Annotated in this window: 10 protein-coding genes; 7 read left to right on the top strand and 3 right to left on the bottom strand. The window is 43.2% G+C overall.

Annotation, left to right across the window (positions count from 1 at the left end; all coding sequences use genetic code 11):
* Positions 1-58: 58 nt before the first annotated feature.
* Complete coding sequence (locus NO992_RS07960) at positions 59-946, bottom strand: LysR substrate-binding domain-containing protein (RefSeq protein WP_010370874.1); 888 nt, start codon at positions 944-946, stop codon at positions 59-61.
* A gap of 291 nt (positions 947-1,237) precedes the next feature.
* Between NO992_RS07960 and metE the strand changes: the two genes are divergently transcribed.
* Positions 1,238-3,514, top strand: a complete 2,277-nt coding sequence (metE, locus tag NO992_RS07955; protein WP_290442324.1) for a 5-methyltetrahydropteroyltriglutamate--homocysteine S-methyltransferase — start codon at positions 1,238-1,240, stop codon at positions 3,512-3,514.
* 58 nt (positions 3,515-3,572) lie between these two features.
* On the opposite strand, the gene NO992_RS07950 is transcribed toward metE, so the two are convergent.
* Positions 3,573-5,933: an EAL domain-containing protein gene (locus tag NO992_RS07950; protein WP_010370877.1), complete on the bottom strand. Its 2,361-nt coding sequence runs from the start codon at positions 5,931-5,933 to the stop codon at positions 3,573-3,575.
* A gap of 185 nt (positions 5,934-6,118) precedes the next feature.
* On the opposite strand from NO992_RS07950, the gene pyrC reads away from it, so the two are divergent.
* From pyrC to NO992_RS07935, 3 genes are all read left to right on the top strand, one after another.
* Positions 6,119-7,156, top strand: a complete 1,038-nt coding sequence (gene pyrC / locus NO992_RS07945) for a dihydroorotase (RefSeq protein ID WP_308373191.1) — start codon at positions 6,119-6,121, stop codon at positions 7,154-7,156.
* 167 nt (positions 7,157-7,323) lie between these two features.
* Positions 7,324-7,629 carry an H-NS family nucleoid-associated regulatory protein gene (locus NO992_RS07940; RefSeq protein WP_010370885.1) on the top strand — a complete coding sequence of 102 codons (306 nt, stop codon included), beginning with the start codon at positions 7,324-7,326 and terminating at the stop codon, positions 7,627-7,629.
* A 111-nt stretch (positions 7,630-7,740) separates the two neighbouring features.
* Positions 7,741-9,483, top strand: coding sequence for a DEAD/DEAH box helicase family protein (locus NO992_RS07935; RefSeq protein WP_371375900.1), 1,743 nt, complete (start codon positions 7,741-7,743; stop codon positions 9,481-9,483).
* 35 nt (positions 9,484-9,518) lie between these two features.
* On the opposite strand, the gene NO992_RS07930 is transcribed toward NO992_RS07935, so the two are convergent.
* The gene (locus tag NO992_RS07930) at positions 9,519-9,851 is read right to left on the bottom strand and encodes a ribonuclease E inhibitor RraB (protein ID WP_039496902.1); all 333 of its coding nucleotides are present in this window, start codon (positions 9,849-9,851) and stop codon (positions 9,519-9,521) included.
* 239 nt (positions 9,852-10,090) lie between these two features.
* Here NO992_RS07930 and NO992_RS07925 point away from each other — a divergent pair, with 239 nt between their 5' ends.
* From NO992_RS07925 to NO992_RS07915, 3 genes are read left to right on the top strand one after another with little or no spacing between them, the layout of a single operon-like run.
* Positions 10,091-11,827: an autotransporter assembly complex family protein gene (locus tag NO992_RS07925; protein WP_371375893.1), complete on the top strand. Its 1,737-nt coding sequence runs from the start codon at positions 10,091-10,093 to the stop codon at positions 11,825-11,827.
* Positions 11,827-15,486, top strand: coding sequence for a translocation/assembly module TamB domain-containing protein (locus NO992_RS07920; protein ID WP_371375890.1), 3,660 nt, complete (start codon positions 11,827-11,829; stop codon positions 15,484-15,486). Before NO992_RS07925 ends, NO992_RS07920 begins: the two co-directional genes overlap by 1 nt.
* Complete coding sequence (locus NO992_RS07915) at positions 15,483-16,304, top strand: transporter substrate-binding domain-containing protein (protein ID WP_010370899.1); 822 nt, start codon at positions 15,483-15,485, stop codon at positions 16,302-16,304. The genes NO992_RS07920 and NO992_RS07915 overlap by 4 nt, the downstream gene beginning before the upstream one ends.

The following is a 16,304-nucleotide window of genomic DNA, read 5'->3' as shown; positions in this document are numbered from 1 at the left end:
CATGAGATGGGAGTAGTAGAAATGTATAACAGTTAGGGCTCAAAAAGAGCCCTGTCATCTATCTTGCAGTGGTTTTACGGCAAGTATTGAGGAAATGACGATAAACAGGGTTATCTTTCATGCTTTTCTTCATTGCTAAATACATTGGACGATTTAGCCCAAGTGCGCCTAGAGGAATCGATTTAATTAGCCCTTGGCTCTCATAAGGTGTCACTAACCAGTCCGGTAGTGCTGCAACCCCCATGCCTGCACTTACCAGTTGGAAGATTAATAAACCTTGATCGACGGTTTTTAGCGTACCATCAAAGCGTGCATTTTGAATAAAGTGCTTAAATATATCCTGGCGCTCGCGAGGAATAGGGTAAGAAATGATGGTTTCATCTTTTAGGTCGAGTGCTGTGACATAGGCCTTCTTGGCCAATTCGTGATCTGGTGCAACGATTAACTTTAATTTAAAGTCGAAAAGGTGCGCGTATTCCAATTGTTCTGGTTCTCGAATGTCTGAGGTAAGCACTAAGTCCAGCTCATCTTCAATAAGGTCAGGAATAGCGTCGTAGCTAAAACCACGTTCGTAATCGACTTTAATGTCAGGCCAAAAGGTATTGAATTCTTTAATTGTTGGCAGCAACCAGTGAAAACAAGCATGGCATTCCACGCTTAACCTGAGTTGCGAGATAGGTTGATTAAGGCTTTCCTTCAAACGACACTTGGTTGCTTCAACTTTAGGTAAAACATCGTTGGCAAGTTCCAATAATAACATCCCTTGAGGGGTAAAGCGTACTGGTTGCGTTTTGCGCTCAAAAAGCTGGCAGTCGAGTTTGCTCTCAAGATCTTTGATCTGATGTGATAAAGCAGATTGAGTCAGGAATAGCTCTCGTGCTGTATTCACGAGAGAACCAGTTTCTTTCAAGGTGGAGATAGTCTTTAGGTGCTTTATATCAATCATTATCAACAATTCTCATATTTTAAGTGAGCAAATCTCAGCATTACTCAATATTACGATTCTATTTAGTTATTATCAATGTCTAGACGTCTAAATACCTGCGGTGAGTTGTTCAAAAATTCACAAATCCACTATAACACTAAAAATGACAGCGTTGTCACTACTTGTGTAAAAATTTTTTAAAAAATTACAATTTAATTTTATTCATATGAAATCTGAGAAAGCATCAATTGTTGTTTTTGATTATGAGAATTATATTTTTAGACATCCATACATCTAGACGGAATTAAAATCATGGCATTAACACATAACTTGGGTTTTCCACGCGTAGGCAAAAAACGTGAACTTAAATTTGCAGTAGAACGCTATTGGTCGGGCGACTTAACGCAAGACGACTTAATCGCGGAAGGAAAGCGCATTCGTGCAGAAAATTGGGCATTGCAAGCTGAGGCTGGTGTTGACCTTCTCCCTGTAGGCGATTTTGCTTGGTATGATCACGTGTTGAATACTTCATTACTTGTCGGCGCGATCCCTAGTCGTCACAAAAATGATGAGTCGGTAAATCTTGATACTTTGTTTCGGATTGGCAGGGGACGAGCACCTAGCGGCTGTGCGTGTGCTGCAAGTGAAATGACGAAATGGTTCAACACCAATTATCATTACATCGTCCCTGAGTTAACTCAAACGCAGGAATTTTCCCTAACTTGGACGGAGTTATTTACTCAAGTAGAGGAAGCACAATTACTTGGCTACCAAGCAAAACCCGTATTGGTCGGCCCGGTAACCTACCTCTACTTAGCTAAATGCGTTGGTCAAGAGTTTGACAAATTGGCTTTATTAGATAAGTTATTGATTGTATATCAGCAGGTACTTACCAAGCTTGCTGAGCAAGGTGTTGAGTGGGTACAAATTGATGAACCTATTTTAGCTCTGGAAATCGACGATGCTTATCGTAACGCGCTGCGCCGGAGTTTTGATGCGTTGAGCGGGCAAGGAGTAAAAGTGTTGTTGGCCAGTTATTTTGACTCCGTACAAGCGCATGTTGAAGATATCCAGTCTTATCCCGTAGAAGGCGTACATTTTGACTGCGTAACGGCAAACTACGACTTGGCTGCGTTAGAGGAAGTAGTTGGGCAAGATAGCGTGCTGTCTCTAGGGGTTGTGAACGGTCGTAACATTTGGCGCTCGGATCTTGAAGGTGTATATCAGCAACTTGCTCTGGTTCATGAACGTCGAGGTGATAATCTCTGGCTTGCTCCTTCATGCTCATTATTACATACGCCAGTCGACTTAGATCAAGAGCAAAAACTTGATAGTGAGTTAAAGTCTTGGCTCGCATTTGCCAAACAAAAAGGACAAGAGCTGGCATTATTGAAAAATGCATTGGAGCAGCGTGATATTACCCAGTTGGTCGAATATTCTAAGCCTGTAAAAGCGCGTTTGACCTCTACTCGCGTGAATAATAATGAGGTGCAGCAGCGTGTTTCAGCGCTTACAGCAAAAGATGGCCAACGCAATAGTGAATTCGCAACCAGAATTAAAAAACAAGCACAGTCGCTAAATTTACCCTTATTGCCAACCACAACGATAGGCTCTTTCCCACAAACCCAGGCTATTCGTAAGGCGCGACGTGATTATAAAGCGGGTACGTTGAGTGCTGATGCTTATCAAAGCCAGATGGAAGCAGAGATCCGTTATGCCGTTGAAGAACAAGAAGCGCTTAACTTAGATGTGCTGGTTCATGGCGAAGCAGAGCGCAATGATATGGTTGAGTACTTTGGTGAATTACTCGAAGGTTTTGCCTTTACTCAGTTTGGTTGGGTGCAAAGTTATGGTTCGCGCTGTGTTAAGCCCCCAGTGATCTGGGGAGATGTCTCGCGTGCGGCACCAATGACTGTTAATTGGACGAGTTATGCACAGAGCTTAACCAAAAAACCGATGAAGGGCATGCTAACAGGGCCTGTGACTATTTTATTTTGGTCGTTTGTCAGAGATGACTTAGACAAGCCGAGCATCGCGAATCAAATCGCATTAGCACTGAGAGATGAAGTGGTGGATTTGCAAAACGCAGGGATTAAGGTGATCCAAATCGATGAACCTGCATTTAGAGAGGGGATGCCACTCAAAGCCAGTCAGTGGCAAGCCTACTTAGCGTGGGCGGCGTATGCGTTTAGGGTATCTGCAAGTGGTGTGAATGACGAAACACAGATCCATACGCATATGTGTTACTCGGAGTTTAACGATATTATCGCCGCTATTGCAGATATGGATGCGGACGTGATCACAATTGAAACGTCACGTTCAAATATGACCTTACTCGACGCCTTTGAAGATTTTGACTACCCCAATGACATCGGGCCTGGCGTTTATGATATTCACACACCAAACGTCCCTGAGGTGGCATGGATAAAAGACTTAATTCACAAAGCAGCGAAGAAAATCCCGGTAGAAAGATTATGGGTGAATCCAGATTGTGGGCTAAAAACCCGAGCATGGACAGAAACCCGAGCTGCACTTGAGAATATGGTGACAGCAACCAAGGAGCTTAGAAGCGAATTAGGGGAAAGTTAATCTAAACCAGTCCACATACCTCATTGTTTACAAACAATGAGGTATGTGGCGAGTGTGTCTAGTTTCTACTCAGTAAAAATGCCATCGCTTGATCTGCGGCTAATGGTTTAGAAACAATATAGCCTTGACCAAATTGACAGCCTTTTTGCTTTAATAGCTGCCACTGGGTTTCGAGCTCGATACCTTCAGCGACAACGGTTAGGTTAAGTGATTGTGCAAGTTTCAAAATCGCATCAACTAGCGGGTTTTCTCTTTCAGTTAGTTGGTCAATAAAGCTCTTATCAATTTTAAGCACATGAATGGGGAGCTGGTGCAAATAACCTAAAGCAGAGTAACCAGTGCCAAAGTCGTCAAGGTAAAGCTTCACTCCAAGGGATTCTAATCCTTGAATAATTTTGGTTGCGAGGGCGAGGTTTGCTATCAATCCAGATTCTGTGATTTCCAAACATAAAGAGCCTGGTGTAAGCTCATAATGATGATAAAGTTGCTGAATTGTATCAACGAACTCTAAGCTTGCGAAATGTCGCGATGAAACATTTACCGTAACACGAGTCTTCGGCAGCTTTTGTGCTTTCCAGCGTTTGAGTTGTTTGGCTGCCAACTCCAACAAATGTAAGTCAAGTTCAATGATCTGTCCGGTTTGTTCTGCAATTGGAATAAAAGCATCCGGAGAAACGAGACCATTTTTGGGGTGAAACCAACGGACGAGGGCTTCAAAGCTTACAATAGCGCCAGTCGTTAGAGAAAATATCGGCTGATAATACAGCGCAAATTCATTGTTTTTTATGCCATGTTGCAGATCATTTTCAATATCGGCTTGCTGTTTTAAGCGCTTGCGCATGGCATTATTAAAATAGCAGACTTGACCCCGACCCGAAGATTTTGCTTCGTACATGGCGGCATCTGCTTGCTGCAGTAAATTAATTGCGCTATCGGACTCGTTATCAGTGAACGCAACGCCAATACTGCCTGAAGCTTGCAGAACATGGCCATCTATATGAAGGGGCTTGGTTATAGCCGTGGTGATCCTATCAAGCAGCAGAGTGACCTGTTGCCTGTCTTGGACATTTTCCATAAAAATCGCAAACTCATCACCCCCGAGCCGCGCAAAGGTGTCGGTTTTGCGAATACAGCCATTTATCATCTCGACAATAGCAATCAAGAAATGGTCGCCAACATCGTGTCCAAGTGAGTCATTAATGCTTTTAAATCTGTCCAAATCGAGATAGATCAAGCAGTGCAAATTAGAGGACTCCACTCGCGCTAGCCTCAAAATGGCATGTTTGATCCGTTCTAACAATAAATAGCGATTGGCAAGACCCGTTAAATCGTCGTGTAAAGCTCTATGTTCTAGCGCCTGCCTTGAAAGCTGCCGGTCTATGGCCATGCTGACTTGACGACTTATATAAGTCAAAATAGATAAATCATGATTCACGAAAGCTTGGTCGTTATTGTAGCTTTGCAGCACAATCACGCCCTGATATTGATCATTAACCAAAAATGGTACGCCTAACCAAGAGCGTGGCGAGCGACCCACCATTTTAAAATCACCCCGCGTGATATGCATTCTAAATTGATCGTTATCACACAGCAGTGGTCGTTGGTTCTTCAGAATATAGTAAGATGCAGTATGCTTTATCTGATCTTTTGATACCTTTTGGTGAGCATTGCATTTTTCGCCTCCCTCAATCAAATAATCGATTTCTAAAATATCCTGTTGAGTATCATAAAGACCGATAAAGAAGTTCTCGGCGCAAAGCTGAGAGGCAATGATTTTATATAAGTCATCATAAAAAGCCTCAAGGTTCTCAAAGCGGTAAGTGATGTTCGCAATTTTAAGCAGGGACTTTTCTAAATTTTGTGCTTGGTGTAACTGGGCAATCGTGGTTTGGAGATTTTCTAAGGTGCGTAACTGATGGATTTTGGCACTGAGTAGATGTGCGACCGTCGATAATATTTGTAAATGCGCGGAGGTAAAATAATCAGCCTCTGGATGCTCACAGTCAATAACACCGATTAAGTGGTCGTCATACTCAAGTGGTACACAAAGCTCTGACATCGCTGGTCGTAAGTCAGCAATATACATGGGGTGAGAGGCGACGTTTCCAGAAATAAAGGGCTCTCTCGTCGTTGCGACTTGCCCGGTAATACCTGAACCAATCTTTATCTTGGTTTGTTCAACACGATAATCCCCATTAGCATGGGAAACGCCCATACTTGCAGCGACTTCTAGATACTCTTGATAAGGATCAGCGAGATAGATAACACAATCTACAAACCCCAGTCGATTAACGACCTGTGTTGTAACGTATTCAAATAATTCGTCAAGTTTGGTTAGATGCAGCAGCGACGAAGAAAACTGGTTGATGATGCTAAGCTGCTCAGTTTTTGATTCTAATTTTTGGTTCTCAGATAGCATACATATTTCTCATGAAAAGATGCTACTAAGTTAACTTAAAATGTACATATTTACCAATATTGTGAAAAATGAAAACGAGCTAAAAGTAAACTTACAAAATGAAATAATCTGCGGTTGGCCTGAAAAACTTTACTAACACCCATGTGCAGCCTATGATCGGGCAAATTCAGCAGTGGAAGAGAGCAATGACGAGCAAACAAACGTTAACGATTACACGACCAGATGATTGGCATGTGCACCTACGTGATGGTGATGTCTTGGTCGACACGGTAAGAGATATTAGTCGCTACATGGGCCGCGCGATTATCATGCCAAACCTTGTACCACCAGCAACTTGCACAGAGACTGCTTTGGCTTATCGTGACCGCATCATGGCCGCTAATCCTCAAGGTAACTTTCAGCCTCTAATGGTGTTATATCTTACGGATAACACGACTCCTGAAGAAATCAAAAAAGCGAAAGCAACTGGCCATATTGTTGCTGCTAAATTATATCCAGCCGGCGCAACGACAAACTCAGCATCGGGTGTAACGGATATTGAAAATGTATATCCAGCGCTCGAAGCGATGCAAGAAGTTGGCATGTTGCTACTCGTGCACGGTGAAGTGACGGACTCTTCTATTGATATCTTTGATAGAGAAAAAGTATTCCTTGAGACAAAACTGTCCAAAGTCGTTGATAACTTCCCAACGTTAAAAATTGTACTCGAACATATCACAACAAAAGACGCAGTTGATTTTGTTAATCAAGCGCCTGACAACGTTGCTGCAACTATCACAGCTCATCATTTGCTTTATAACCGCAATCATATGTTGGCTGGTGGCATTCGTCCTCACTATTATTGCTTACCTATCTTAAAGCGTAATACGCATCAACAGGCGTTAATTGAAGCGGCGACAAGCGGAAGTAAAAAGTTCTTCTTGGGCACAGACTCAGCCCCTCATGCGAAAGATAAAAAAGAAGCCGCATGTGGCTGTGCCGGTGCGTACACTGCACATGCCGCAATTGAGCTTTACGCAGAGGCATTTGAAGATGCAAATGCGCTGGATAAGTTAGAAGGTTTTGCGAGTCACTTTGGTCCGGACTTTTATGACTTACCACGCAATACGGATACCATTACGCTGACTAAGTCTCCTTGGCAAGTGCCTGATACATACAAATTAGGTGAAGGAACGGTTGTGCCAATTAAAGCTGGGTCGACAATTGATTGGAAAGTTGAATAAGATTTAAACAAAATGTAATTAAATCTTCTTAATTCTAACTAAAAGGCGCCATTATGGCGCTTTTTTCGTAACAAAATTAAAATTCATAGAATACAATTTGTTTTTTATTAATTTTAATATAGTATTCAATATAAATATTAAAACTAAGCTTAATTGAGAGAGTATCAATGCGTGAGATCAAGTCTTTTATTAAAAATGCAAGCTACGGTGATTTGGAAAAAGCGTTAGAGCTTATTCAAAAAGCACTGGACGAGCAAAAGGAACAACAGCAGGCTAAAGAAGAAGTATTGGCTATGCTGAAAGAAAAAGGACTTACGCTTGATGATTTAGTAGGCACTACGCCAGCTGACCGTCGTTCTAAAGTAAAAGCAAAATACCGAATTGAAAAAGACGGTGAAGTAATTGAGTGGACTGGCCGTGGTAAAACACCTAAAGTATTCCAAGGTGTTAACCTAGATGATTATCTAATCTAACAATACTTTATTATGAAGGTTGTTCGGTATTGAACAGCTTTTTAAAATAGCATAAATAAAAGGCGTATCTTATGGATACGCCTTTTTTGACTTAATTATTTATATCCTGAGGTGCTTATTTACGTTTTAAGACCTTACCAACAAGAAGCGGTACAAAATACGCTGAATCACTTTCGCAAATCAAGCGAGTCAGCCGTTATTGTATTACCTACAGGGGCCGGAAAGAGTCTAGTGATTGCGGAGCTTGCACGGCTTGCGAAACACAAAATATTAGTATTGACTCATGTTAAGGAGCTCGTAGAGCAAAATGCACAAAAATATAAAAGCTATGGATTACAAGCGAGTATATTTTCTGCTGGATTAAAAGAAAAGTCGTTACAGCACCAGGTGACTTTTGCCAGTGTGCAGTCATTGTCTCGAAACTTATCACAACTCAATCAATTTTATTCATTAGTTATCATTGACGAATGTCACCGAGTGAGTGGGGAAGATAATAGTCAGTATCAGCAAATTTTAAACCAACTGGCTCAGTTTAATCCTGAACTAAAGTTACTGGGCTTAACAGCAACGCCTTATCGATTGGGTATGGGGTGGATATATCATAAGCATTATCACGGTTTTGTTAGAGGAAAAGCTGAATCACCATTTAAGCAGTGTATTTACGAATTACCACTTAGATATATGATAAAAAATTCGTATCTGACGCCGCCTAATAAAATTGATCCTGCCGTTGAGAATTATGATTTTTCTAGTTTAGGTACAGATTCGTTTGGGCGTTATTCAGAATCTGATATGAATACATTATTACAAGCACAAACTCGTGCAACAAAGAGCATTATCACTCATTTACTGGCGCTCAGTGAAAATAGGGCGGGAGTAATGATTTTTGCCGCGACGGTTATGCATGCAAAAGAAATTCTCGGCTATTTACCCACGCAATATAGTGCGCTTATCACGGGTGAAACCAAATCTGCCGAGAGAGATGCACTTATCATCCAGTTCAAAAATAGAGAAATTAAGTATTTAGTGAATGTTTCTGTGCTGACTACTGGGTTTGACGCGCCCCATGTTGATGTTATCGCTATTTTGAGACCCACGGAGTCCGTGAGCCTCTATCAGCAGATTGTAGGCAGAGGACTTAGGTTAGACGAAAACAAAGAAGATTGCTTTGTCATTGATTATGCAGGCAACGACTTTGATTTATTTGCACCTGAAGTGGGCAGTAAAAAGCCAAACTCAGACAATGAGCCCGTACAGGTGTTATGTCCAGGTTGTGGCTTTGCCAATATTTTCTGGGGCAAGGTAGACGAGCAAGGCAAGCTAATAGAGCATTTTGGCAGGCGCTGTCAAGGATTGCTTGAAGACGATGAAGGTCACTCGCAGCAATGTGATTATCGTTTTAAGTTTAAAGAGTGTGAGCAATGCGGTGCAGAAAATGATATTGCTGCAAGGCAATGCCATCAGTGCGGCGCAATAATGGCAGACCCAGATGATAAGTTGCGTGCAGCACTGAATTTAAAACATGCAATGGTGCTACGCTGCAGCGGACTATGTGGCGAAGTGCTCAGTGGCAATAAATTAAAAATTACTTACTTTGATGAGGATGGGGCAAGTTGTAGTGAAGTCTATGACTTTTCTAATCAAAAGAGTCTATTTATATTCCACCAGCAATTTGCAAAGCGGCGAAAATCTACGTCGGCACCTGCAAAATGGCAGTCAGCTGAAGAAGTAATAGACATTGACTTGATTGCTCCGGATTTCGTGATTGCTAAATTACACAAGAAGTTTGGTTGGCAGGTTTCTGAAAAGTTGTTTGATTATCAAGGTAGCTACAGAAAGGCTGACAAAAGTTAGCCTTTCTGTATAAAAATTGGATTTTCTGTGGCAGTTTATTCTTCCGAGGCCATTAAGCCCCAGCCGTCACCATATCCTTCATAACCATTGGCTATGCTTTCAAGGTATTGCTCCGTCTGACTCAGTAGCTCGTGCATTGGGACCATAGTCACCGTGGTGATCACTTCCCAAACACCAGTGTCAGGACATTGTTGTAACTGGGTTTTCGGTGCTAATTCGTCTTTCTCAATCGCACCAATGAAGCGCTTAGCATCATCAGCTTGCTCGAAAAGAATATAAAAATCGATATTCTGCATTTGCGTCAGATCAACGCCAGCAGCGGCAATCTCAGCTAGAAGCTCACCGTTATCATCATTTGGGAATTGCATAATTTCACTCTGCAGGTTCAATTGCTGCTATTGTCCGTCATCTGCAAGAAAATAAAAAGGATGAATGTAAATAAATGTGCGATAAAACCCACTGCGTTACAACAAAATACACCCTATGTTCAGCTTAAGCTCAGTAAAATTGCACTTTCTCTGAAAAGTCGTTTTACAGTATCCATTTTCACAAGCACAATGGCATTATCGATGCCCATAAGTCGCGATATTTAGGTCGTTTTATTTTAATGAAGCCGTATTTCTCTTGTTTAACATTAGCGCTTTTTTTGTGCTGCTTTTTCTCGTTTAACGCAGGTGCTGAGTCTCGTCCTGCATCAGTAAAAATCTCCAACATTGAAGTCAAAGTCGAAAACGGCGACGTAGAAGACAACATCACTGGTTTTTTAAAATCTTACAAAGGTAAGCCAAAAGTCCCTCGGGTGATGAAAGAGGTGCGTGCGGACATACGTCGCGCTCTGCACGCTTTAGGTTATTATCATTTTGATATTCAACTCAGTGGAGAAGGGCAAAACGTCATAGCCGAAGTCAAACTTGAAGCACCACTGAAATGGAAAGATATTAATATTGAGCTTGTGGGTGCGGGTAGGGACAATGCGGATTTAGTTTCGCTTATCAAAGATGTACCGATCCAAGTTGGCAAGCAAGTCAATCATAGTGATTATCAGGCAACGAAAAGCCGCTTTGAAAGCGGGCTACTAGAACTTGGATATTTTGATTATCAATGGCAAGAGTCCAAATTGCTTGTTCACAAAGCGAATCGCTATGCTGGCGTGCGGCTGCTTCTCAACACTGGTAAACGATATCAATTTGGTGACCTTGCTATTGAGGGAAACACCAAAGCGGCTAACTATATACGTTCGCTAAGCCCATTTTCGAAAGGGCAGCCGTTTGAAGCGAGCCTCTTGTCTGACTTTAATCTGTCTTTAAATGCCACCCCTTATTTTAGTGCGATAAAGGTTTATCCACTGTTAAAGGACCGGACGAGCGATCAGATCCCAGTTCGAGTGAGTGTTGAAGACAAACCCGCAAATAGCTTTGAAGTGGGTGCTGGTTACAGTGATGATGTGGGTGCAAAAACCCGTTTTAAGTGGACTAAACCTTGGATCACCGAGGATGGTCATTCCTTTGAGTCCAATCTGAGGTTGTCGCAAAAGCAACAAGATATCACTGGCAGTTATACCATTCCAGTAGACAATCCTAACGACGATTTATGGCGTGTGTTAGGCGGCTATAAAGTGCAGGATGAAGTAACGGAAGGGATCAACAGTCGGATTTGGAACGTTCAGGTACAGCGACAATGGCTAACGGATGACGAGTGGGTGAGAACGGCGTTTTTGAAACGTGAACATGAAACCACAGAACAGTTAGGCGAAAAACAACGCACGGAAATGTTGATCCCAGGCATTAGCTACTTAAAGAAAGAAAGTAAAGGTGGCGCGCTACCTTACTGGGGTAATGAGCGCCTGATCTCCATTGAAGCTGCAGCAGATTCGGTACTATCGTCTGCAAATATGTTGAAAGTGAGATGGAACAATGAATGGCTAAGAAGCTTTGAAACCAAGCACTTGTTTTTTGGTCGCTTAGACTTAGGGGCGATCGTGACAAAGGATATTGACCAAATTCCGTTTACCCATCGTTTCCTTGCAGGGGGAGATCAAAGTATCCGTGGTTTTGCCTATGAATCTATCGGTCCTCGCGATGACGAAGGGCGCATACTTGGCGGCAGATATTTAGCCACAGGCACAGTGGAATATAACTATCAATTCCACCCAAGTTGGCGAGCCGCTTTGTTTGTTGATGCGGGTACTGCAACGAACGATTTCTCAGACGCTTGGGAAGTTGGAGCCGGGTTTGGTTTTCGTTATTTGACCCCCGTTGGTCCAATCCGACTCGATCATGCTTGGGGGCTGACCAAAGAAAGTAAAAGCACCCGTCTCAGTATTGTTATAGGACCTGAAATCTAATGCAGTTCAGAAGCTTAAGAATCAAAATCATTACTGCCATTATTAGCCTATTTTTACTGTTGGTTTGTTTATGTTTTACCTTGCCGGGGCAACAGTTGCTGGTTTGGGTAGCGAATAAAACGGTTTCAGGGTTAGCAATCGATAGCTTAGACAAGCGCTTATTATCTGGCGCCAATCTTACGTTGCGTTATCACAATGACGATATCGATATTCGCCTTAGAGACACCAAAGTTACTGTTGAGTGGTTGACTTGTGCCAGCGTTTGCATTGCGCTAGACGCAAAAGAGATAGCGATTGTACAAAAGCAGAAAAGTGTCAGCGAAGCGGAAACTACTGAAAGTAGCCAAGTTGAGTTACCACTGCCAATTGCAATAAAACGTGCGCAAGTTCAGCAATTTTCGTTGGAAACGCCGGGGATTACTGTGCGATTGCAAGGCTTAGACACGCAGCTTTCAGGTTCTGGCTCACATTTTAATGTCCCTTTTTTGCTGTTAGACAGTGTAAAGTTGACCACAAAGGCAACCGATCAGCCCGTGCCTGCAAAATCGCCAGCACCACTTAATACATTAGCGCCACTCCAAATACCTAAGATAGACCTGCCGCTAACCGCTGAGCTCGGCGAGTTAAAGATTAACAACCTCGCGATAGATGAGCAGACGCTTGAGAATATCAAGCTTTCTCAAGTTGTAGTGGCTGAAAATGTGGACGTGGAGCAGGTTCAGCTTAACTATCAAGAATGGTTTATATCAGCAGCGGCAGAAGTCTTGCTTAACGACTGGACTATTGATCTTAGGTCAACCTTGAGTGCGCCACAGGGGTTAGCCAGTTTAACACTGGCGGGTCGCCCTCACGATCTCACGCTTACTTTGAATAGTGAGGGAATGGCGTTTGCAAAACTGCAAGCCCATGCGGATTTGACAACGACAAACTGGCCTTTTGAGTTACAGGGTCAAATAGATAAGTTAGTCCTTCCGTCAGGGTCCACAACTTTAAAAGGTGCGACACTCGGCTTGAGCGGAGATGCCTCAAAATACAATTTATCAGGCTCAATCGCTGTTAATACTGTGCAGTTTGGTGATGTCACCGCGACACTTGAAGGGCAAGGTGGACTACAAGCGTTTACACTTGCTAAAGCAAAGCTTCAGCTTGAAAAAGCACAAGCGCAAATAGCAGGACAAGTGGACTGGTCGCAAGGGGTGAAGGGCAAAGTTAACGGGGACTTTTCTCAGCTACCAATCGATAGACTGCTAGGGCTAGTGCAATACGATGCAGGCCTGACGGAAAACGATATGCTGGCAGGGCAGTTCGCGCTTGATTTTGTGAGCCAAGGTGAACAGTGGCAAGTTAATGTTGAGCGCTTTAAGCTCGATGGTAAAGTAGCGGGTACACCACTTAATGCGGACGTTAAAGTCGTTGTGGATGAGAGCCTGCTAGGTGAGTTTAGCCATGCACGCCTGAATTATGGCAAAAATAGCCTGACGGTAAGCGGTGAGCTTGGTCAGCAGTTAGATCTCGATATTGACTTTCAGTTTGAGCAGGCGGCAAATACGCTTATTCCAGCTGACTTGAAGGGCAGTGGTGAAATCTTTATTCAGGGTGACCACCTCAAGCCGAGTATTCAGACCGATATTAAGTTTGACTCTGTGCGCTATCAAAATATAGCACTACATGGCTTAACGACGAAAGGCTCGGTTGATATTGCCAATGAAGTGACTGGGCAAATTAAACTGGCACTAGACCGTTTGATTGTTGACTCTGAAATGGTTGAAGACATTCGTTTAGTTGTGAAAGGCAACCAGCAGCAACATAACGCGACATTGGATATTCGTGATAAGCGAGTGGTCGCAAGTTTTGAAGTCAATGGCAAGATGCAGCAGTCAACTTGGCAGGGAGAATTGTCGTCTGGAGAGGTAACTTCTCAAGGGCAAACAATTGCATTGCAAAGTCCTGCCGCAATCGTGATCAGTGATGTCAGACAGCGCATTGCAAAGCAGTGTTGGCAGATGGATGATACTGATTTGTGTTTTGCAGCCGAGCAAAAGGGCACACAAGGGCAAGCCGATGTTAAATTGGAGAAGTTGGCACTGGCTAAACTACAAACTTGGTTGCCAGCAGAGCTAAAAATAACAGGTGAAACTCAGGCCGTGGCTAAACTTGCGTGGCAAAATGGCCAAGTAACGCGAGCCGATGGCGAGCTGAACATTGTTGATGCCGGCATTACGACTCATGGGCAAACATTTTCAATTTCTGAATTTAAAGCGCTATTAAAAACCAATAACAAGCAAATCCACGCTGATTGGCGCATGACCTCCGATACCTTAGGTAAGTTCAGTGGTGATACACGTGTGCCGCTAGATAAACAATCCCCTCAATTAGCTGGTAACGTAAAAATAGAGTCAATTGAGCTAGCTAAATTGTCAGCGCTACTAAACCGAGTAACGGAACAAAGCTTTGACCTGCAAGGGGAAGTGTTAGGAGATATAAATATCTCAGGTAGCCTCGCAGCCCCAGAAGTGAACGGTAAACTAACCGCTCAGCGCTTATTTATGTCTTCGGACTCTTTGCCTGTGGAAATCGATAAAGGTCACATCAATCTTGATTTTAATACCACTTCTGCTCAACTTGAAGCTGAGTTAACTGCAGCAAAAGGCGGCAAGGTGGCACTCACTGGCGAAGCCTATTGGTCGCCCGAGCTCTCTGCCGAAGTCAAAATAAAGGGCGAGAATATTTATGTGCAACCAGACTCACAGATTGAACTAACCGCAAGCCCAGATTTAACACTTGCCTATAAAGATAAGATTGCGCGAGTACTTGGAGAAATTGTGGTGCCGTTTGGCCGAGTAAACATTGAATCTCTGCCTGAGGGAGTCACCTCGCCAAGCGATGATGAAGTCATTGTTGATGCTAAGGTGCAAAAGCAGATGTCGGTGCCAGTTCAACATGAAATAGATTTAAAACTGACCGTTAAAGATAATTTTAGGGTGAAAGCGCTTGGGCTAGATAGCTTTGTTACCGGTGCAATCGAAATTGATAAGCAAGTTGAGTCGCCAATGCTGGCAACGGGAGAGTTGCAATTGCGAGAGGGGAAATACCGTGCATTTGGCCAAGACTTGTTGATCCGCACAGGACAAATTGGCTTCAATGGTGCATTAGATAAACCATATTTGAATATTCGAGCTATTCGAAATCCAGCGACAACCGCCAATGATGTGATAGCCGGTGTTGAGCTCACGGGCAATATTGCTAAGCCGCGTTTGACTGTGTTTTCAGAGCCAGCAATGGACCAAGCCAAGGCACTGTCATACCTACTTAACGGGCAGCCTTTAGGGGAGTCAGAAACCTCTAACAATGCGCTACTCACGCAGTTTTTACTCTCACAGGGAATTGACCGCAGTGAAGGATTCTTTAGTAAGGCGGGGGAATCGCTTGGACTTTCGGATGTTAACCTATCAGCAAAAGGCAGTGGTGACGATACACAAGTTGAGGTGTCAGGTTACATCACCCCCAATGTTCAGGTCAGTTATCGGGTTGGGGTATTTGAGTCTATTAATGAAATTGCGCTGCGCTATCGTGTTTTTTCGAAGTTTTATGTTGAAGCCACGAGCGGTTTGTACAACAGTATAGACTTCTTATACAAATTTGATTGGGATGACAAATGAAACTGCTCTGGCTCGCTCTAGGTTTTGTGATATTTCCTCTCAAAGCACAAGAAACAACGGAAATTAGAATCAGCGCTGGTGCCGATCCGTACATTATAGAGTTGCTTACTTTGAGTTTGTCATACCAGATAGAGTCAGCGAGGCTCGTATCAGTGAGAAGTATTCCTTCTCAAGACAGAGCGGTGCGCCTACTTGGAGAAAAAGGGGGGCTGGATGTCAGTTGGTTAGTGACTAACTCACAGCGCGAAAAGGCCGCGAGCGCAATTCGCATTCCCCTAGTGAAAGGGATTTTGGGTTATCGCATTCCTTTAGTGCACAAACATAATCAAGCCTTACTGAGTGGAGTGCGCTACATTGGCGACTTGCGCAGAGTTACTTTTGGTTTACGCAGAGATTGGCCTGACCATCAGATTTTTGAGCGTAATGGCCTCAGTGTGACTTCTTTCTCACAAGAAGACAGTGGCTACGACATGTTGTTGAAAAAACGTTTTGATGTGCTACCAAGCGATTTAGTGAGTATTGAAGCTGCCCTGAGTGACACGGACTTGGTTGCAGATCAGCATGTGGTGTTTTACTACCCTTCGGCGGTATACTTTTTTGTTTCTCACGACAACCCGTTGCTCCATAGCCAAATTGAGAAAGGCCTCAAAAGCGCACTACAAGATGGCCGATTTGAGGCGTTATTCTTAAAACACTTTTCCGCTCGTCTTGAAAAGCTAGATCTTAAAAACAAAACAGTCATAGAATTAGACAATCCAAACCTGCCACCCAGTGCGCCGTTGGAGGTGCCATTTTATTGGTATAAACAAGGAAAATAA

The organism is Pseudoalteromonas sp. DY56-GL79 (genome assembly GCF_041414765.1).
GTDB lineage: Bacteria > Pseudomonadota > Gammaproteobacteria > Enterobacterales > Alteromonadaceae > Pseudoalteromonas > Pseudoalteromonas piscicida.
Note: the sequence above shows the minus strand (reverse complement) of the source record. Positions and strands in the feature narration are given on the sequence as shown.

What these genes read in the sequence shown, in the direction of transcription:
- NO992_RS07925 (WP_371375893.1), top strand. Translation starts at nt 10,091, where the DNA reads ATGAAGCCGTATTTCTCTTGTTTAACATTAGCGCTTTTTTTGTGCTGC.
- NO992_RS07920 (WP_371375890.1), top strand. Translation starts at nt 11,827, where the DNA reads ATGCAGTTCAGAAGCTTAAGAATCAAAATCATTACTGCCATTATTAGC.
- NO992_RS07930 (WP_039496902.1), bottom strand. Translation starts at nt 9,851, where the DNA reads ATGCAATTCCCAAATGATGATAACGGTGAGCTTCTAGCTGAGATTGCC.
- NO992_RS07940 (WP_010370885.1), top strand. Translation starts at nt 7,324, where the DNA reads ATGCGTGAGATCAAGTCTTTTATTAAAAATGCAAGCTACGGTGATTTG.
- NO992_RS07960 (WP_010370874.1), bottom strand. Translation starts at nt 946, where the DNA reads ATGATTGATATAAAGCACCTAAAGACTATCTCCACCTTGAAAGAAACT.
- metE (WP_290442324.1), top strand. Translation starts at nt 1,238, where the DNA reads ATGGCATTAACACATAACTTGGGTTTTCCACGCGTAGGCAAAAAACGT.
- NO992_RS07950 (WP_010370877.1), bottom strand. Translation starts at nt 5,933, where the DNA reads ATGCTATCTGAGAACCAAAAATTAGAATCAAAAACTGAGCAGCTTAGC.
- pyrC (WP_308373191.1), top strand. Translation starts at nt 6,119, where the DNA reads ATGACGAGCAAACAAACGTTAACGATTACACGACCAGATGATTGGCAT.
- NO992_RS07915 (WP_010370899.1), top strand. Translation starts at nt 15,483, where the DNA reads ATGAAACTGCTCTGGCTCGCTCTAGGTTTTGTGATATTTCCTCTCAAA.